Source organism: Pseudonocardia sp. ICBG601, from assembly GCF_020496245.1.
Genome location: NZ_JAHLJA010000150.1, coordinates 443,899 through 462,305 on the forward strand (window position 1 = coordinate 443,899; position 18,407 = coordinate 462,305).

The following is an 18,407-nucleotide window of genomic DNA, read 5'->3' on the forward strand; positions in this document are numbered from 1 at the left end:
GGGCCTCCGGGTCCTCCGTCCGGCCCAGTCAGACGACGGCGAGCGTGCGGCGCAGGAAGTCCACCTGTGCGGTCACGGACCGCTCGAACATCGCGCCGAGGTAGATGTCGAAGTGCCCGCACGGCAGCTCCAGCACCTCCGAGCCCGCCCCGGCCCGCGCGGCCACCGCGCGCACCGACGCCGGCGGCGCGATCGAGTCCCGCGCCGCGACGACGACGAGGATCGGCGCCCGCAGCCGCGCCGCCGCCGTCACCGGCCGGTTCAGCGGGATCCGCAGCGCGCCCCGGGCCCGCATGGTGTTGCGGAACCCGGGCCCGGTGATCGAGGAGTAGCCGCTCTCGGCGTCGTGCGAGGTGATCGCCGCGGTCGACCCGGGCGGTCCGAACACCGCGATCCGGTGCGGCGGACGTCCGAGCAGCCCGGCGGCGGCGTCGCGCAGCCCGTGCCCGGTGAGGCGGGCCAGCTGCCCGGGCCCGGCGTAGCGCAGGATCTCCAGCAGCGCGGCGGTCCCGTCCATCGCCGCGCCCTGGGAGATCACCGCGGCGACCTGCCCGTCGCGGGCGGCGACCGGGACGACGTGCCCGCCGGAGTACGAGCTGCCCCACAGCACGATCCGCTCGGGGTCGACGCCGGGCAGCGTGCGGGCGTGCGCGATCGCGGCGTGGTAGTCGGCGCGGTGCCTGCCGTGGTGGACGTCCTGGTCCAGGCGGGGGTCGCCGGTGCCGTCGGAGGCGCCGAACCCGCGGTAGTCGAACACGAGCACCGCGCAGCCCGCGGCGGCGAAACGCTGCGCGAAGGGCAGCAGCCCGGAGTCGCGGGTGGCGCCGAAGCCGTGCGCCATGACCACGCAGGGGCGGCCGCGGTCGTTCGCGAGCGCGTCGCCGGCCGGGGCGAGGTGCCAGGCCGCACAGCGCAGCCCGCCGCTCGGGAACGACGTCTCGGCGGGGGTGACGGTCATCGTCGGCTCCTGCGGTGCGCGGGCGGGGCGGCGTCATCCTGCCGCACCCCCGCGGCGGGCCGCAGGGTCAGGCCCCGGTCGGCCCGAACTGCTCGATCCGGATCGCGTGGTCGGGGACCCCGGCGGCGGCGAGCAGGTCGGCCGCGGCGGCGGCGAACGCGGGGGAGCCGCACACGAACGCGGTCTCCCCGCCACGGACCAGCGGGGCGAGGTCGGCGAGGGTGAGCCGGCCCGCCGGGCGGTCCGCGCCGGGCGGGGCGGTCCGGGTGAACACCGTGGTGACCGGGGGACCGGTGAGCTCCTCGCCGTAGAACAGGTCGTCGGGGGTGCGGACCGAGACCAGCATCCGGACCAGGTCGGGACGGCCGGTGGCGCGGGCGTGACGCAGCATCGCGGCCAGCGGGACCTGGCCGGAGCCGCCGCCGACCAGCAGCGCGGGGGAGACCCCGTCCCAGGCGAACCAGCCGCCGACCGGCCCGCGGACCTCCAGCACGTCCCCGACGACGGCGACGTCGTGCAGGAACTCCGACACCTCGCCGTCGTCGAGACGTTCGACGGTCAGCGCGATCTCCGGCCGCCCGTCGGGCGCGGAGGCCACCGAGTAGGAGCGCTGTGCGGTGTAGCCGTCCTCGGCGGTCAGGCGCAGCACGTAGTACTGGCCCGGCAGGTGCGTGGCGGGCTCGGCCAGACCGAGCCGGAACGTCCGCACCCCCGGGGCCTCGTCGTGCACCGACAGCACGGTCGCGGCCTGCCAGCGCAGGGTCCGCCGCGGGGTGGTGTCCACGGTCAGTCGCCCTGGAAGCGCTGCTCGGACCACGGGTCGCCGCGGTCGTGGTAGCCGTTGCGCTCCCAGAAGCCGGGCTCGTCCTCGGCGGTCAGGCGCAGCCCGGCGACCCACTTCGCGCTCTTCCAGAAGTACAGGTGCGGCACCAGCAGCCGCGCCGGGCCGCCGTGCTCGCGGGTCAGCGGCGCGCCCTGCGCCTCGAACGCCAGCCACGCCCGGCCGCCGGTGAGGTCGGACAGCGGCATGTTCGTGGTGTAGCCCGAGTGCGAGTGCGCGACGGCGAACCGCGCCTCCGGCAGCGGCCCCGCGGCCTCCAGCAGCGTGTCGACCGCGACCCCGCTCCAGCGCATCCCGAACTTCGACCAGGTGGTGACGCAGTGGATGTCGCCGTACCAGCGTTCGCGGGGCAGGGCGCGGATCTCGTCCCAGGTCCACTCGACCGGGCGCTGCACGAGGCCGTCGATGCGGAAGGTCCAGCGGGCGGTGTCCAGGGTGGGGGCGCGTTCGGCGGTCAGCACCGGCCACTGGTCACCGGCGTCGTACTGGCCGGGTGGCAGCCGCCGGTCCCGCGGCCTGCGCCCGACGAATCCTCGGGTCACGGGGGGCATGCCGACCACAATGCACCCCCACCCCCGGTTGTTCCCGCCCGTCTCAGGTCACGAGGTAGGCGACGTAGGCGACCGCGTCGGCGGTGCGGACCGCGGAGCCGACGAGCACCGCGGTGTTGAGCCAGGCCAGGTCCGGGTCGGCGGTCCGGGCGTCGACGACGACCCGGAAGTAGTAGCGGGCCGGGTCGACAGGCTCCCCGGCGAGCAGCGCGTCGAGGACCGGGGCCGGGCCGGTCCGGTAGCCCGCCGTCGCCAGCTGCAACAGGTGCCCCGACCGCAGCGCCACGGTGTAGCGGGTGTCGATCACGGCGGTGCCGTCGTCGAGCACCCGCTGGCGGTCGGCGCCGCCGCGGAGCACCTCGCCGTGCAGCCCCTCGCCGTCGCGGCCGGGCCCGGAGACCGTGCCGCCGACGATGGGGATCTCCCGCTCCCGGCCGAACGGGGTCCGGCCGACCTCCAGCGGCGGGTCGAGCAGGACGTGGACGCGGGCGACCTGGGTCAGCCCGGGGACGGCGGGTGCGGGTCCGGGAGTCGACACGGCCCCAGACTGGCGTCCGGGGCCGCCCGGGGCTACCCATGAGGACTACCGGCGGGGAACCGCCGGGTGTACGCCGCGAGGCCCCCGGACGGTCCCGCTGCGCCAGTCGGGTGCATCACAGGCCGTGCGCGCCTCGCCACAGCGCATGCCCCCGGCGGCACCGGCTCACTAGACTCCGCTGCACTTCGGTGGCGTCGACGACGGCGCCATCCGGCGGGCAACGAGGCCGCCCCGCGGGCCGGTGAGGAGAACAGAGCGGATGACGGACAGTGACCGCAGCGCGGTCGACCGCGCAGCCGGTCCGGGGGGCTCTGCCGTGGACGGTCCGGTGGAGCCGGAGGAGCTGGTCCTGGCGGGCGCCTTCGACCCGGTCACCCGCGACCAGTGGCTCGCCGCCGCCGACGCGGTGGTGCGCAAGTCGGGCCGGATCGGCGAGGACGCCGAGCTCGGGGCCGGGGTCGAGACCCTGACCCGCACCTCGCCCGACGGCATCCGTGTCGCGCCGCTCTACGCCGACGAGGACACCACCGACCTGCCGCCCACCGGCGTGCCGGGGTCGTGGCCGTTCACCCGCGGCGCCCGCACCGAGGGGCACGTTCCCGACGGCTGGGACATCCGCCAGCGCCACGCCGGCACCGACCCGGCCGCCGTCCGCGAGGCCGTGCTGGCCGACCTGGAGTGCGGCGTCACCTCGGTGTGGCTGCGCGTGGGCGAGGGCGGCGTCGCCGTCGCCGACCTGGCGCGCGCCCTGGAGGGCGTGCACCTGGACCTGGCCGGGGTCGCCCTCGACGCCGGGACCGAGCAGGTCGCCGCCGCGCACGCCTATCTGGACCTGGCCGCGCGCAACGGCGTCGAGGACGCCGAGCTGCTCGGCTCGCTGGGCGTGGACCCGATCGGGCTGCGCGCCCGCGCGGGGTCCGGCCCGGACGTCGACTCGGTCGTCGAGGTCGCCCGCCGCGTCCACGGCACCTTCGGCAAGGTCACCGCGGTCACCGTCGACGCGACCGTGATCCGCGAGGCGGGCGGCTCCGACGCCCAGGAGCTGGGCTGGTCCCTGGCCGCGGGCGTCGCCTACCTGCGGGTGCTCGACGCGGCCGGGATCGCCGTCGCCGACGCGGCCCGGCTGCTCGAGTTCCGCTACGCCGCCACCCCCGAGCAGTTCCCGACGATCGCCGCCCTGCGCGCCGGCCGGCGGCTGTGGGCCCGGGTGCTGGAGGCCTCCGGCGTCACCGACGTGCCGCAGACCCAGCACGCCACCGTCCCCGAGGCGCTGTTCACCCGCCGCGACCCGTGGGTCAACATGCTCCGCGGCACCGTCGCCGGGTTCGCCGCGGGCGTCGGCGGGGCCGACGCGGTCACCGTGCCGCCGTTCGACGCCGCCCTCGGCGTCGCCGAGCCGTTCTCCCGCCGCGTCGCCCGCAACACCCAGAACCTGCTCGTCGAGGAGTCGCACCTGGCGCGGGTCATCGACCCGGGCGGCGGCTCCTGGTACATCGAGCACCTCACCGACGACCTCGCCCGGCTGGCCTGGGAGTTCTTCGTCGAGATCGAGGCCGCGGGCGGCGCCGTCGCCGCGCTCGACTCCGGCCTGGTCGCCGAGCGGGTCGGCGAGGTCCGCGCCCGTCGCGAGGCCGACGTCGCGAGGCGGAGGACGCCGCTCACCGGCGTCTCGGAGTTCCCCGACCTGAACGAGAAGCCGGTCGAGCGCACCCCGCTGCCGCCGGCCGTCGAGCGCGGGGGGCTGCCGCTCTACCGCCCCGCCGAGGCCTACGAGGCCCACCGGGACCGCTCCGACGCGCTGCTGGGCGAGACGGGCTCGCGCCCCACCGCCTTCCTCGCCACCCTCGGCCCGCTCGCGGTCTACACCGCCCGCGCCGGGTTCACCCGCAACCTGCTGGCCGCCGGTGGCGTCGACACCGTCGACGCCGGCCCGACCGACTCCACCGCCGACGTCGTCGAGGCCTACGGCAAGGACGGCACGCCGGTCGTGGTGCTCTGCTCCTCGGACAGGCTCTACGACGAGCGGGCCGCCGAGACCGCCGCCGCGCTGCGCGAGGCCGGTGCCGCGCGCATCCTGCTCGCGGGGAAGCCGAAGGACGAGGTGCCCGGTGTCGACGGCTACCTGTTCGCCGGCTGCGACGCCCTCGCCGTCCTCGACGACGTGTACACCCACCTGGAGGGCTCGAAGTGAGCATTCCCGACTTCACCGGCGTGCCGCTCCTGGGCGACACCACCCCCGCGACCGCCTGGACCGGCTCCGCCGACGTCTGGGAGGCGCCGGAGGGGATCGGCGTCAAGCCGCTCTACACCGCCGACGACCTCGCCGGCGTCGACTTCCTGCACACCTACCCGGGCATCACCCCGTACCTGCGCGGGCCGTACCCGACGATGTACACCAACCAGCCGTGGACGGTGCGCCAGTACGCCGGGTTCTCCACGGCCGCGGAGTCCAACGCGTTCTACCGGCGCAACCTCGCCGCCGGGCAGAAGGGCCTGTCGATCGCGTTCGACCTGGCCACCCACCGCGGCTACGACTCCGACCACCCCCGCGTCTCCGGCGACGTCGGCATGGCCGGTGTCGCGATCGACTCGATCCTCGACATGCGCCAGCTCTTCGACGGCATCCCGCTGGACAAGATGTCGGTGTCGATGACGATGAACGGCGCCGTGCTCCCGGTGCTGGCGCTCTACATCGTCGCCGCCGAGGAACAGGGCGTGAGCCCCGAGAAGCTGACCGGAACCATTCAGAACGACATTCTGAAGGAGTTCATGGTCCGCAACACCTACATCTACCCGCCGCAGCCGTCGATGCAGATCATCTCCGACATCTTCAGCTTCACCAGCCGGAAGATGCCGAAGTTCAACTCGATCTCCATCTCCGGGTACCACATCCAGGAGGCGGGGGCGACCAACGACCTGGAGCTCGCCTACACCCTCGCCGACGGCGTGGAGTACCTGCGGGCCGGGGTCGACGCGGGCCTGGACATCGACAAGTTCGCGCCGCGGCTGAGCTTCTTCTGGGCGATCGGCATGAACTTCTTCATGGAGGTCGCCAAGATGCGGGCCGCGCGCCTGCTCTGGTCGAAGCTCGTGAACCGGTTCGAGCCGCAGAGCGCCAAGTCGCTGTCGCTGCGGACGCACTCGCAGACCTCCGGCTGGTCGCTGACCGCCCAGGACGTCTACAACAACGTCGTCCGCACCTGCATCGAGGCGATGGCCGCGACCCAGGGCCACACCCAGTCGCTGCACACCAACGCCCTCGACGAGGCCCTCGCGCTGCCGACGGACTTCTCCGCCCGGATCGCCCGCAACACCCAGCTGCTGCTGCAGCAGGAGTCGGGCACCACGAACGTCGTCGACCCGTGGGGCGGCTCGTACTACGTCGAGAAGCTCACCTACGACATCGCGAAGCGGGCGTGGGCGCACATCGACGAGGTCGAGAAGGCGGGCGGCATGGCCCAGGCCATCGACGCCGGCATCCCGAAGATGCGCGTCGAGGAGGCCGCGGCCCGCACCCAGGCCCGGATCGACTCCGGCCGCCAGCCGGTCATCGGCATCAACAAGTACGTCGTCGAGGCCGACGAGCAGATCGACGTGCTCAAGGTCGACAACGCGAACGTCCGCCGCGAGCAGCTCGACAAGCTCGCCCGGCTGCGTGCCGACCGCGACGACCGCGCCGTCGACGAGGCGCTGCGCGCGCTCACCGGCGCCGCGGAGAAGATCGCCGAGGGCTCGTCGCGCTCCGACGACGAGAACCTGCTCCAGCTGGCCGTGAACGCGGCCCGCGACCAGGCCACGGTCGGGGAGATCTCCGACGCACTCGAGAAGGTCTTCGGCCGCCACGCCGGACAGATCCGCATCATCTCCGGTGTGTACTCCGCCGAGGCCGGGCAGAACCCGGCGATCGACCGCGCCCGCGAGCTCGTCTCCGAGTTCGCCGGCCACGAGGGCCGCCAGCCCCGCATCCTGGTCGCGAAGATGGGCCAGGACGGCCACGACCGCGGCCAGAAGGTCATCTCGACCGCGTTCGCCGACATCGGCTTCGACGTCGACGTGGGGCCGCTGTTCCAGACCCCGGCCGAGGTCGCGAAGCAGGCCGCCGAGTCCGACGTGCACGTGATCGGCGCCAGCTCGCTGGCCGCCGGGCACCTCACGCTGGTCCCGGAGCTGCGCCGCGAGCTCGCCGAGCTGGGGCGCGACGACATCATGGTCGTCGTCGGCGGGGTCATCCCGCCCGCGGACGTGCCGGAGCTGCTGGAGATGGGCGCGGCCGCGGTGTTCCCGCCCGGCACGGTCATCGCCGAGGCCGCGGTCGACCTGCTCGGCAAGCTGGCCGCCGCGCTCGGCCACGACGAGCCGGACACGTCCGCGCAGGCCGGCACCGTCTACGCCGACTGAGCCACGCCCGCCGCCGTCGCCGTGCCCGGTGCGCCTCCCCGCGCACCGGGCGCGGTGCCGACCCGCAAGGAGAGTCCCGCCGATGGCCCCTCGCGTCCCCGACCCCGCGGAGCTCGCCCGCGGGGTCCTGGCCGGCGACCGCACCCTGCTCGCCCGGGCGATCACCCTGGTCGAGTCCAGCAGGCCCGACCACCAGCGGGCCGCCCAGGAGCTGCTCCTGGAGCTGACCCCGAAGGCCGGGCACGCGGTGCGGGTCGGCATCTCCGGGGTGCCCGGGGTCGGGAAGTCGACCTTCATCGAGGCGATGGGCTCCACGCTCACCGGCCGGGGCCACCGGGTGGCGGTCCTCGCCGTCGACCCGTCGTCCACCCGTACCCGCGGGTCCATCCTGGGTGACAAGACCCGGATGCCGCGCCTGGCCGTTGACCCGGACGCGTTCGTACGGCCGTCGCCCTCGGCGGGCACGCTCGGCGGGGTCGCCCGCCGCACCCGGGAGACGATGGTCGTCATGGAGGCCGCCGGGTTCGACGTCGTCCTCGTCGAGACCGTCGGGGTCGGTCAGTCCGAGACCGCCGTCGCCGGGATGGTCGACACCTTCCTGTTCCTGACCATCGCCCGCACCGGCGACGCGCTGCAGGGGATCAAGAAGGGCATCCTGGAGCTCGCCGACGTCGTCGCCGTCAACAAGGCCGACGGCCCGCACGAGCGCGACGCCCGCGCCGCGGCCCGCGAGCTCGCCGGCGCGCTGCACATGATGACCCCCACCTCGGCGCACTGGCGCACCCCCGTGCTGTCCTGCTCCGCGCAGACTGGGAAGGGCCTGGACACCGTGTGGGAGAAGGTCACCGCCCACCGGGAGGCCCTCGACAAGGGCGGCGAGCTCGCGACCCGGCGCGCCGACCAGCAGGTCGAGTGGATGTGGCAGATGGTGCGCGACCGGCTCATGGACCGGGTGCTGCACGACCCGGCGACGGCCGAGCGGCTCCCGAAGCTCACCGCCGAGGTCCGCGACGGCGGCCTCACCCCCACCCTCGCCGCTCAGCAGATCCTCGACGTCCTGGGCTGAACCACCCGTTTCGGTCCCCGGGCGCAGCCCGGACGGTCGCTAACGTCGGCGACCGTGAACGACCGGATCATCCCCGGGGTGCTCGCGATCGGGCTCGGGTCGGCGCTGGTGCTGGCCGTGCTCGTCCCCGCCGTCGCGCTGACCTACCGCCGCCGCGGCCGCTTCGGGCCCGGCGAGCTGGCCGTGCTCGTCGCCGTCCCGGTGTACGGGCTGGCCATCCTCGGCTACACCCTGCTCCCGCTGCCCCAGGTCGACGCGGCGTTCTGCGCCGGGCGCACCGCGGCCGACTCGCTGCAGACCCGGCCGTTCGCCTTCGTCGGCGACATCACCCGGATCGCCGCCCGCCAGGACGCGACCGGGGTGCGGGCCTGGCTCGCGAACGCCGCGGTGCAGCAGGTGGTGCTCAACGTGGCGCTGTTCGCGCCGCTGGGCTGGTTCCTGCGCGGGGTGTTCCGCCGCTCGCTGCCGGTCACCGTGGCCGCCGGGTTCGCGGTGTCCCTGCTCGTCGAGGCCACCCAGTACACCGGCAACTGGTTCCTGTTCCCGTGCGCCTACCGGCTCGCCGACGTCGACGACCTCATCGCCAACACCGCGGGCGCCCTGCTCGGCGGGCTCGCCGCGATGCTGCTGCGGCCCCGCTCGTGGGACGCCACGGGCGACCCGGACCGCCCGGCGCCGGTCACCGGCGGACGACGCCTGCTCGGCGCGGTGTGCGACCTGATGGCGGTGTGGGCGACCGGGGCGCTGCTCGGGTCGTTGCTGCTCGGCGGGGCCACCGTCGTCGCCGGGCTGCGGGCACCGTTCCCGGACTGGTACGACACCGCCAACTCCGTCGTCGGCTTCGGGGTGCCGCTGCTGGCGTTCCTGGTCGTGCCGCTGCTCGGCCGCGGCGGCACGGTCGGCCAGCGCGCGGTGCGGCTGCGCCCGGCATTGCCCGGCGGCGGCGTCCCCGGCCGCGGACGCCGCCTCGCCCGGGCACTGCTCGGCACCGGTGGGTTCCTGCTGCTGTCCGGGCCGTCCGGCGCGCTCGGCGTGCTCGGGCTGCTGTGGGGGATCGCGGGCCTGGTCGGGCTCTGGCGCAGCACCGGCCACCGCGGGGTGGCCGGCCGGCTCACCGGGCTCACGATGGTCGACGCCCGGGAGCCCGCCCGCACCGCCCCGGACGACCGTCCCGCAGCGCCCGACCGTCCCGCGGCGCCCGACCGCTCCGCGGGCTGACCGCTCAGGGCCGGGCGTCGGCCAGCTTGTCCGCCAGCGCCGAGCGCAGGATCGCCTGCTCGGCGGCGAGCATCGTGAACGTGCACCCCAGCGCCCGGAAGCGGCGCACGTGCGCGGGGGAGTCGCAGTAGATCCCCACCGGCACCCCGGCCCCCGCGCACACCGCGGCGATCCCGGAGACCAGCTCGGCGTGCAGGTCGGACTCCGGGCCGCCGTCGCCCTGGGCGGCGAGCGGGAGCCCGTGCGCCAGCGCCAGGTCCGACGGCCCGACGAACACCGCAGCGACCCCGTCGACGGCCACGATGTCGGCGAGGTTCGCCACCGCCGCGACCGTCTCCACCATCACCACCGTGCGCGGCGGCGCGAACACGTCCCGGCCCTGCCACGACGGGCGGACCGGCCCGAAGCTGCGCACCCCGTCGGGCGGGTAGCGGCACGCCGCGACCGCCGCCGCGGCCTGCTCGGCGGTGTCGACCAGCGGGACGATCACGCCGTCGGCGCCCCGGTCCAGGGCCCGCCCGATGCCCTCGGCACCGTGGCCGGGGACCCGCACCAGCGACGGCGTCCCCGTCGCGGACAGGGCCTGCAGCATGCCCAGGACGGTGTCGTCGCCGATCAGGCCGTGCTGGGTGTCGACGCAGACCAGGTCGAACCCGACGGAGCCGGCGATCTCGGCGACGGCGGGGGAGGGCAGCTGCAGCCAGCCACCGACCGCGTCGCCGGTGAACAGGGGATCAGGGGTCATGCGACGACCGTGCCGCCCCGCCCACCCGACACGCCAGTCGAGACCGTCGTCTCGTTGTGTGCCGCGCTCCGGTCGGCTGGGATGTGCAGGTGAGGCTCACCTTCCCTGTCCGTGTCGTGGTCCGTGCCGTGGTCGCCGCGCTGTGCCTGGTCCTGCTCGCCGGCTGCGGCGCCGGTGCCACCGAGACCCCCGCGCCCGCGGGCGGGGACGGTGCGGCCCCCACCGCGCTGCCCGCCGGGCAGGGCTCGCCCGAGCCCGACGGCGTCTTCCCGCGCACGGTCACCCACGAGATGGGCACGACGACGATCCCGGCCGAGCCCCGGCGGATCGTGGTCATCTCCACCGGGCAGCTCGACGGGCTGCTGTCCCTCGGCGTCGTCCCCGTCGGGTCCACCCGGGCCGAGGCGGCCACGATGGTCCCGGGCTACCTCACCGCGGCGTTCCCGCAGTACCGGGCCGGGCTCGCGGCGATGGCCGACGTCGGCCTGCGCACCGACCCGGCGATCGAGGCGGTCGCCGCGGCGCGCCCGGACCTGATCCTGGCCAACGTCGCCGGGGCGAAGGACTTCTATCCCCAGCTGTCCGCGATCGCGCCGACCGTGATGACCCGGGGCAACGGTGTGAACTGGAAGACCGACCTGCTGCTGGTCGGGTCCGCGCTGGGCCGGGCCGGTGCCGCGCAGGCGCTCGTCGACGACCTCGCCGGGCGGGCCCGCGCCGTCGGCGCGCGCGCCGGGTCGGTCGAGGTGTCGCTGCTGCGCATCCAGTCCACCCGGGTCCGGGTCTTCGGCGTCGGCTCCTTCCCCGGCTCGCTGCTCGCCGACGCCGGGATCGCCCGGCCGGAGAGCCAGCGCTTCGCCGCGACCTCGCGGGACCTGTCCACCGAGGAGCTCGGCCGGGCCGACGGCGGATGGATCTTCTACGGCGTCCAGGGCGCGGCTCCCGGCGCCGCGCCCCCGGCCCTGCTGACCGAGGGGGTCGGGGCCTCGCTCGGCGCGGTCCGGGACCGGCACACCACCGCCGTCGACGACGACACCTGGTTCCTCAACGCGGGCCCGCAGGCCGCGCGCGTGGTGCTCGACGATCTGGCCGCCGCACTCGGGACGGGGTGAGTCCGCCGGGACGGGTGGGGCGGGGTGCCATCATCACCCCATGTCGTCGCCGTCCGCGCAGCCGGTGTCCCTGCCCGCCCGCCCGGTGGTCGGGGTCCTGCACCCCGGCGCGATGGGCGCCGCGCTCGGCTCGGCGCTCAAGGCCCGCGCGGGCGCGGTGATCTGGGCCGACGCCGGCCGCTCGCACGCCACCGCCAAGCGCGCCGAGCTGGCCGACCTGCAGGCGGTGCCGACCGTCGCCGACCTCGCGGCCCGGGCCGACGTGATCGTGTCGATCTGCCCGCCGCACGCCGCGCGGGAGGTCGCGGGCCTGGTGGGCGCCGGGCTGGCCGGGCGCACCGACCGCCCGCTCTACGTCGAGGCCAACGCGGTGTCCCCGGACACCGTCCGCGGCATCGCGACACTGCTCGGCGACCGCGCGACGGTCTGCGACGGCGCCGTCATCGGCCCGCCCGCCTGGACGGCGGGCACCACCACGCTGTGGCTGTCCGGGCCCGGTGCGGACACCGCCGCCACCCTGTTCGAGCCCGGCCCGTTCGACGCCCGGGTGCTCGGCACCGCCGGGACCGACCTGGGCGCCGCGAGCGGGCTGAAGGCCTGCTTCGCGCTGCAGAGCAAGGCCGCACCGATGCTGTGGCTGGCGCTGGAGGAGGCCGCCGCGGCGTTCGGCGTCACCGATGCGCTGCACACCGAGCTGGACCGGGCCGGGGTCGACCACGCCGCCGCGCTGGTCCGCGCCCGCGAGCGGATGGCGGGGAAGGCGTGGCGCTGGGCGGGGGAGATGGACGAGGCGGCCGACGCGTTCGCCGCCGCCGGGGTGCCCGACGGCTTCTCCCGCGCCGCCGCCGAGCTCTACCGGCGCGCGGCCGGGGCGGGCGGGTGAGCCGGGCCCGGCACCGCGACGGCGGCGCCGGACCCGGCCGGTCTCACGCCGCGACGCTGCCGTGCGGGTCGATCACGAACTTGCGGGCCACGCCGCCGTCGAACTCCTGGTAGCCGCGCGGGGCGTCGTCCAGCGTGATCGTGGTGGCGTTGACCGCCTTCGCGATCTGCGCCCGGTCGGACAGGATCGCCTGCATCAGCTGCCGGTTGTACTTCTTCACCGGGCACTGGCCGGTGGTGAAGCTGTGCGACTTCGCCCAGCCCAGGCCGATCCGCACGCCGAGGGTGCCCTCCTTGGCCTTGTCGTCGGCGGCACCCGGGTCGCCGGTGACGTAGAGCCCCGGGATGCCGAGCGCGCCGCCGACCCGGGTCACCTCCATGACCGAGTTCAGCACGGTCGCGGGCGCCTCCCCGGCATCCTTGCCGTGCCCGCGGGCCTCGAACCCGACGGCGTCGACGGCGGCGTCGACCTCGGGCTCGCCGAGCAGCTGCTCGAGCTGCTCGGCCAGGGTGCCGTCGCCGGACAGGTCGACCGTCTCGCAGCCGAAGCTGCGCGCCTGCGCGAGCCGCTCGGGGATCATGTCCCCGACGACGACCGCCGCCGCCCCCAGCAGCTGCGCGGCGTGGGCCGCGGCCAGCCCGACCGGCCCGGCACCGGCGACGTAGACCGTCGACCCGGTGGTGACCCCGGCGGTCACCGCGCCGTGGTAGCCGGTCGGGAAGATGTCCGACAGCATCGTCAGGTCGAGGATCTTCTCCAGTGCCTGGTCGCGGTCGGGGAAGCGCAGCAGGTTGAAGTCGGCGAAGGGCACCATCACGTACTCGGCCTGGCCGCCGACCCAGCCGCCCATGTCGACGTAACCGTAGGCGGCGCCGGGACGGGCCGGGTTGACGTTCAGGCAGACGCCGGTCCTCCCCTCGTTGCACATCCGGCAGCGCCCGCAGGCGATGTTGAACGGCACCGAGCAGATGTCGCCGACCTTCGCGAACAGCACGTCGTCACCGACCTCGACGATCTCGCCGGTGATCTCGTGGCCGAGCGACTGCCCGACCGGTGCGGTGGTGCGGCCGCGGACCATGTGCTGGTCGGACCCGCAGATGTTGGTGGTGACGATCTTCAGGATCGCCGCGTGCGGAGCCTTCCGCTGGATGCCGAGACCGTCGACGACGTCGGACGGCAGCTCCAGCTTCGGGTAGTCGATCGACTCGACGGCGACCTCGCCGGGCCCCTTGTACACGACGACGCGGTTGTCGGGCATGGTGCGCTCCCCTCCTGCGTGGACGCGCGGACCGCGGTCGCGGCCGCGCGGCGGCGCCGCGGCCACACCGATCCCGCGCCCCCACGGGTCCGGCCGCGTCGCCCGCTGCCGACCCTCCCACCCCGTGCGGACATGCGCACGCGGCGATGCGTGCCGCAGCGGTCCCTGTGCCGACGGCCGGGTCCGGTCCGGGCGGGGGCGGCCGGGACGGGTGATACTGCGCCCATGGCCAGTGACGATCTTCTCGAGCCGCCTGTCCCGGTACTCACCGCGCCGTACCACACCCCCGAGCGCGAGGCGCTGCAGAAGCAGGCCCGTGAGTTCGCCGCGACCCGGGTGCTGCCCGTCGCCGACGAGCTGGACCCGCGCAAGGGCGAGATCCCGCGCGACCTGCTCGACGAGATGGGCGAGCTGGGCTACTTCGGCATCACCGTCGACCGCGGGCACGGCGGGCTGGGCCTCGGGGCGTTCGAGTACTGCATGGTCGCCGAGGAGCTGGCCCGGGCGTGGATGAGCGTCGGGTCGATCATCGCCCGCGCGCAGGGCGCCGGGACCGCCGTCACCGACCCGGAGCGCCGTGCGGAGCTGCTGCGCCGGTCGGCCCGCGGGCAGTGGATCGGCGCGATCGCGCTGTCCGAGCCCGACGCCGGGTCCGACCTGGCCGGGGTGGAGACCCGCGCGGTCCGCGACGGCGACGAGTTCGTGATCACCGGGCACAAGCGCTGGACCGGCAACGCCAAGGCCGCCGACTTCATCCAGGTGCTGGTGCGCACCGACGACCCTGCGCCGGGGGAGAAACGCTCCGCGGGCCTGGCGACGGTCGTCGTGGAGAAGGAGCGAGACACCTTCCCCGCCGGGATCACCGGCCGCCCGATCGACAAGATCGGCTACCACGGCTTCGTCACCTGGGACCTGGAGTTCGACGGTGTGCGGGTGCCGGTCGGCAACCAGCTCGGCGCCGGCGGCGAGGGCTTCGCCGACGCCCAGTCCTGGCTGAACATCGCCCGGGTGCACACCGCCGCGCGGGCGGTCGGGCTCGCCAGGGCCGCCGTCGAGGACTGCGTGCGCTACCTGCAGCGACGCCACCAGTTCGAGCACCCGATCGGCGACTTCCAGGCCGTCCGGTTCACCCTCGCGACGATGGCCGCCCGGGTCGAGCAGGCCCGCGCCTTCTACCAGAACGTGGCGCACCGGCTCGACCTCGGCGAGCCCTGCGAGCGGGAGGCGGCGATGGTCAAGCTGCTCGCCACCGAGATGGCCGCCGAGGTCACCGCGGACGGCATCCAGCTGCACGGCGGCAACGGCTACACCACCGAGCACCAGGTGGAACGGCACTGGCGCGACGCCCGGCTGACCACGATCTTCGAGGGGACCAGCGAGATCCAGCGCAAGATCATCTCCGACCGGCTGCTGCCGCGCAGCCCGCTCGGCTGACGGCGGCGCCGCGGCGTCAGCGGAAGGCGGCCCGCACCGCGCCGAGGGCGTCGGACTCGTCGAGCCCGAGCCGCCGGGCGAGCTCGGCCAGCTCACCGGCCTTGCGCTCCAGCTCGGCGCGTCCGCCGGTGGCCCGCTCGGTGAGCACGGCCCCCCGGCCGCGCCGCAGGTCGACCAGGCCCTCGTCGCGCAGCTGCTGGTAGCCGCGCAGCACGGTGTGCAGGTTGATCCCCAGCGCGCCCGCGACCTCCCGGGCCGGGGGCAGCCGGTCCCCGGCGGCGGCCCGGCCGTCGGCGACCGCCCGGCGGACCGAGGCCGCGACCTGGTCCCCGAGCGGCACCGGCGACGACGGGTCGACCCGGATCAGCACGACGGTGCGGCGCCGGCCGCGCCGTGCCCGGCGCGCCGGTCGAGCTCGGCGTTGACCAGCCCGGCCGCGGTGGCGGCGTCGGGCACCGTGACGACGAACCGGCGGTCGTCGGTGAGGTCGAGCACCAGCGCCTCCCCGGCCCGCCGGGCGCGGTAGCCGAGCACGGACGGCGACCGGCGCAGGACGCCGTACTCGTTCCAGCCGAACCGCTCCGGGTCGAGCTGCTCCGACCGCGCGCCGCGGACCTCGGCGAGCGGCGCCTCGGCCAGCGGCCGTCCGAGCAGCGCCTGCCGGACGTGCACCCCGTCGCCGTCGACGCGGACCCGGGCGACGGCGGTCAGTGCGGTCGAGACGACGGCGGCGGCGACGAGCACGACGACCAGCACCGCGCTGCCACCGGCCAGCAGCTGGGCGACCGCCGCCAGGAGCAGCACGGCCGCGACGACCAGGGTGGGGCGGGACAGCACGGTGCGGGCCCACAGGTAGCGCTCACCGGGCGCGAGCGGGGTGCGCACCGCGCCGGCCGGGGCGCTGCCGGTCGCCGACGGCCGCGGGGCGTCCGGTCCGGCCAGCAGGTGTCCGACGCCGTAGGCGGCGGCGACCGCCGCCAGGACGCCGACGGTCCAGGCCCAGCCGGGTACCTGCGGGGCCAGCCGGGTGCCGGGCACCCACCACACGATGACGGCGAAGGCCCAGGCGGTGCCGACGGCGCGGCGCTCCACGTCGGGCCGCCCGGAGCGCAGCCGCAGCAGCGGCAGCCCGATCGCGAGCAGGCCCACCACGACCACCGCGAGGGTGCTCGGGAGCGTCCGGCCGGGCGGCTGGGTGGCCACCAGGGTGGCCAGGCCCGCGACGGTCAGCGCGGTGGCCGGGGCGGTGGCGAGGAGCCGGCGACGGCTCGTGTGCGCGACGGGTGTGGTCATGACGTCCCTCTCGTCGAGTGATCCGAACTTGTTCGCAATGTACTAGAACAATCATGTCTGCGCATCCCCCGGGGACCGGCTAGCGTCACGACCATGGCGCTCGACCCCGCGTTCCGGACCGTGCTCGACACCCTCGCCGGGGCGGGGGCCCTGCCGCTGGTCCGCGACGGCGACCCGGTCGCCACCCGGGCCCACTACCGGTCGCTCGCCCTGGCCCGGCGCGGTCCGGGGTTCGTCCCCGAGCAGGTCGGCCGGGTCGACGACGACACCGTCCCCGGCCCGGCGGGCCCGGTGTCGCTGCGCACCTACGTCCCCGAGGGCGACGACGGTGCGGCCGTGGTGCTCTACCTGCACGGCGGCGGCTGGGTCGTCGGGGACCTGGAGACCCACGACCCGGTGTGCCGGCGGGTCGCGAACGCGACCGGGGCGGTCGTCGTGGCCGTGGACTACCGGCTCGCGCCCGAGCACCCGCACCCCGCCCCGCTCGACGACGCCTGGGCCGCGCTGCTCGCCGTCGCCGGCCGGTTCCCGGCCCGGCGGCTCGGGCTGGCCGGCGACAGCGCCGGGGCGAGCATGGTCGCCGGGCTGGCGCTGCGCTGCCGCGACCGCGGCGGCCCGCGCCCGGCCGCCCAGCTGTTGTTCTACCCGGCCCTCGCGCCGGAGGGGGCGACGCCGTCGTACCGGGAGAACGGCGAGGGCTACTTCCTCACCGCCGCGGACATGCGCTGGTTCTGGGACAGCCTGCTGTCCGGCCCCGCCCCGGCCGACCCCGAGGTCGCGCCCCTGGGGGCCGCCGCGCCCGCCGACCCGTCCGGGCTGGCGCCCGCGGTGGTCGCCACCGCCGAGTTCGACCCGCTGCGCGACGAGGGCCGCGACTGGGCCGCGGCGCTGCGCGCGGGCGGGGTGGAGGTCACCGAGGTCGACGGCCCCGGTCTCATCCACGGCTACGTCGCGTTCCTCGGCGTCGTGCCCGCGGCCGAGCGCATCGCGGGGCAGGCCCTCGACGCGTTCACCGCGCTGCTGCGTCACTAGCCGGATCGGGTGAACCGCGGTGCCCGTGACCTGCGCCGACGGGGTCGCGTCACACAGATGTGACACGGGCGACACGGTGCGGTAGCCGTCCCGCGCCACCCTGTGGCTCCCCGGACGCGCATCGTGACGACGACCGCACCGCGGGACGGAACGGACGAACGCGGCGCCCGCGGGCCGCCGCGGCCGCGAGGCGCGGAGGGTGGATGGCACGGTCGGAGATCGGACGCACCGGGGCCCGGTTCGGGGCGCCCCCGTCCCGGCACGCCCCCGACCCGGAGTACCCGCACGGCAGGCCGCCGGAGCCGGACCCGGAGCCCGCCGTCGTGGCGGAGGAGCCGGAGGCCGGGCCGGAGAACCTGGTCGGGGTGACCGGGGCCCGGTTCGGCGGGCACTCCGCGAAGCGCACCCGGCTCAGCCGCCGCGAGCGGGCGGCGCGCCGTGCGGCGGCCCGCGCGGAGACGGACGGGCACCCGGCCGACGACACCGGGGTGGGCGGCACCGCGGCCGGAGACCCCGCGACGGCGGGCACCGGTCGCGGCCCGGACGGCGACACCGGCACGCCCGGGCCCGCCGACACCGCGCCGCTGCCCGTGGTCGCCGGCCGCCCCGCGCCGGGACCGGGTCGTCCGGCCGCGACGGCGGGCCCCGCGTCCTCCCCGTCCGCGCCCCACCACCCGGCGTCCCAGCACACCGCGTCCCGGCAGACCGCGCCGCCGGAGGCCGCGCCGCTCCAGGTCCCGGCGTTCGCCCCGGTCCGGCCCTACGTCATGACCGGCGGCCGTACCCGGGTCCGCGCCGAGCTGCGGCTGGAGACGCTGGTCTCGGTGCGGCCCGCCCCCGGCCCCGTCCCGCGCGCCGACTCGGTCGAGCGCGCCGCGGTGCTGCGGCTGTGCACCCGGCCCCGGTCGGTGTCGGAGGTCGCGGCGCTGGCCGCAGTGCCGCTGGGCGTCGCCCGGGTGCTCATCGACGACCTCGCCTCCGAAGGGCGCCTGGTGGTGCACGGTGTGTCCTCGGCGGAGGACGGGCCGAGCGTCGCGCTGATGGACCGGGTGCTGGCCGGGCTGCGCCGGCTCTGACCCG

Annotated in this window: 17 protein-coding genes; 9 read left to right on the forward strand and 8 right to left on the reverse strand. The window is 76.0% G+C overall.

Annotated elements, in window-relative coordinates; all coding sequences use genetic code 11:
• Positions 1–28: 28 nt before the first annotated feature.
• From KPL57_RS47725 to KPL57_RS47740, 4 genes are all read right to left on the reverse strand, one after another.
• Positions 29–958 carry an alpha/beta hydrolase gene (locus KPL57_RS47725; RefSeq protein ID WP_226357073.1) on the reverse strand — a complete coding sequence of 310 codons (930 nt, stop codon included), beginning with the start codon at positions 956–958 and terminating at the stop codon, positions 29–31.
• Positions 959–1,025: 67 nt separating this feature from the next.
• Positions 1,026–1,742, reverse strand: a complete 717-nt coding sequence (locus KPL57_RS47730) for an FAD-binding oxidoreductase (protein ID WP_226357074.1) — start codon at positions 1,740–1,742, stop codon at positions 1,026–1,028.
• Between the two features lie 2 nt (positions 1,743–1,744).
• Positions 1,745–2,350, reverse strand: coding sequence for a sulfite oxidase-like oxidoreductase (locus KPL57_RS47735; protein ID WP_226357075.1), 606 nt, complete (start codon positions 2,348–2,350; stop codon positions 1,745–1,747).
• Between the two features lie 43 nt (positions 2,351–2,393).
• Entirely contained in the window at positions 2,394–2,888 is a 495-nt protein-coding gene (locus KPL57_RS47740) for a DUF3237 domain-containing protein (RefSeq protein WP_226357076.1), read from the reverse strand.
• 316 nt (positions 2,889–3,204) lie between these two features.
• Here KPL57_RS47740 and KPL57_RS47745 point away from each other — a divergent pair, with 316 nt between their 5' ends.
• The 4 genes from KPL57_RS47745 (at position 3,205) to KPL57_RS47760 (ending at position 9,570) form a co-directional block, all read left to right on the forward strand.
• Positions 3,205–5,079 (forward strand): methylmalonyl-CoA mutase family protein, encoded by a 1,875-nt coding sequence (locus KPL57_RS47745; RefSeq protein WP_226357077.1) that lies wholly within the window; start codon positions 3,205–3,207, stop codon positions 5,077–5,079.
• Positions 5,076–7,286 (forward strand): methylmalonyl-CoA mutase, encoded by a 2,211-nt coding sequence (scpA, locus tag KPL57_RS47750; protein ID WP_374203881.1) that lies wholly within the window; start codon positions 5,076–5,078, stop codon positions 7,284–7,286. The genes KPL57_RS47745 and scpA overlap by 4 nt, the downstream gene beginning before the upstream one ends.
• A gap of 82 nt (positions 7,287–7,368) precedes the next feature.
• The gene (gene meaB / locus KPL57_RS47755) at positions 7,369–8,352 is read left to right on the forward strand and encodes a methylmalonyl Co-A mutase-associated GTPase MeaB (protein ID WP_226357078.1); all 984 of its coding nucleotides are present in this window, start codon (positions 7,369–7,371) and stop codon (positions 8,350–8,352) included.
• Positions 8,353–8,406: 54 nt separating this feature from the next.
• On the forward strand, positions 8,407–9,570 hold the full coding sequence (locus KPL57_RS47760) for a VanZ family protein (protein ID WP_226357079.1): 1,164 nt from the start codon (positions 8,407–8,409) through the stop codon (positions 9,568–9,570).
• A gap of 4 nt (positions 9,571–9,574) precedes the next feature.
• Here KPL57_RS47760 and KPL57_RS47765 read toward each other — a convergent pair whose 3' ends face one another.
• On the reverse strand, positions 9,575–10,315 hold the full coding sequence (locus tag KPL57_RS47765; RefSeq protein ID WP_226357080.1) for an HpcH/HpaI aldolase/citrate lyase family protein: 741 nt from the start codon (positions 10,313–10,315) through the stop codon (positions 9,575–9,577).
• A gap of 89 nt (positions 10,316–10,404) precedes the next feature.
• On the opposite strand from KPL57_RS47765, the gene KPL57_RS47770 reads away from it, so the two are divergent.
• Positions 10,405–11,427 carry an iron-siderophore ABC transporter substrate-binding protein gene (locus KPL57_RS47770; protein WP_226357081.1) on the forward strand — a complete coding sequence of 341 codons (1,023 nt, stop codon included), beginning with the start codon at positions 10,405–10,407 and terminating at the stop codon, positions 11,425–11,427.
• Between the two features lie 40 nt (positions 11,428–11,467).
• Positions 11,468–12,310 carry an NAD(P)-dependent oxidoreductase gene (locus tag KPL57_RS47775; protein WP_226357082.1) on the forward strand — a complete coding sequence of 281 codons (843 nt, stop codon included), beginning with the start codon at positions 11,468–11,470 and terminating at the stop codon, positions 12,308–12,310.
• Positions 12,311–12,353: 43 nt separating this feature from the next.
• On the opposite strand, the gene fdhA is transcribed toward KPL57_RS47775, so the two are convergent.
• Positions 12,354–13,568, reverse strand: coding sequence for a formaldehyde dehydrogenase, glutathione-independent (gene fdhA / locus KPL57_RS47780; protein WP_226357083.1), 1,215 nt, complete (start codon positions 13,566–13,568; stop codon positions 12,354–12,356).
• A gap of 225 nt (positions 13,569–13,793) precedes the next feature.
• Here fdhA and KPL57_RS47785 point away from each other — a divergent pair, with 225 nt between their 5' ends.
• Positions 13,794–15,002 (forward strand): acyl-CoA dehydrogenase family protein, encoded by a 1,209-nt coding sequence (locus KPL57_RS47785; RefSeq protein WP_226357084.1) that lies wholly within the window; start codon positions 13,794–13,796, stop codon positions 15,000–15,002.
• Between the two features lie 16 nt (positions 15,003–15,018).
• Here the strand turns inward: KPL57_RS47785 and KPL57_RS47790 are convergent, their stop codons facing one another.
• Positions 15,019–15,372 carry a GntR family transcriptional regulator gene (locus KPL57_RS47790; RefSeq protein WP_062394920.1) on the reverse strand — a complete coding sequence of 118 codons (354 nt, stop codon included), beginning with the start codon at positions 15,370–15,372 and terminating at the stop codon, positions 15,019–15,021.
• Positions 15,366–16,295, reverse strand: coding sequence for a hypothetical protein (locus tag KPL57_RS47795; protein ID WP_226357085.1), 930 nt, complete (start codon positions 16,293–16,295; stop codon positions 15,366–15,368). The genes KPL57_RS47790 and KPL57_RS47795 overlap by 7 nt, the downstream gene beginning before the upstream one ends.
• A gap of 93 nt (positions 16,296–16,388) precedes the next feature.
• On the opposite strand from KPL57_RS47795, the gene KPL57_RS47800 reads away from it, so the two are divergent.
• Together KPL57_RS47800 and KPL57_RS47805 are read left to right on the forward strand one after the other, a co-directional pair.
• Complete coding sequence (locus KPL57_RS47800) at positions 16,389–17,327, forward strand: alpha/beta hydrolase (RefSeq protein WP_226357086.1); 939 nt, start codon at positions 16,389–16,391, stop codon at positions 17,325–17,327.
• 203 nt (positions 17,328–17,530) lie between these two features.
• Positions 17,531–18,403: a DUF742 domain-containing protein gene (locus tag KPL57_RS47805; protein WP_226357087.1), complete on the forward strand. Its 873-nt coding sequence runs from the start codon at positions 17,531–17,533 to the stop codon at positions 18,401–18,403.
• The last annotated feature ends 4 nt before the right edge of the window (positions 18,404–18,407 follow it).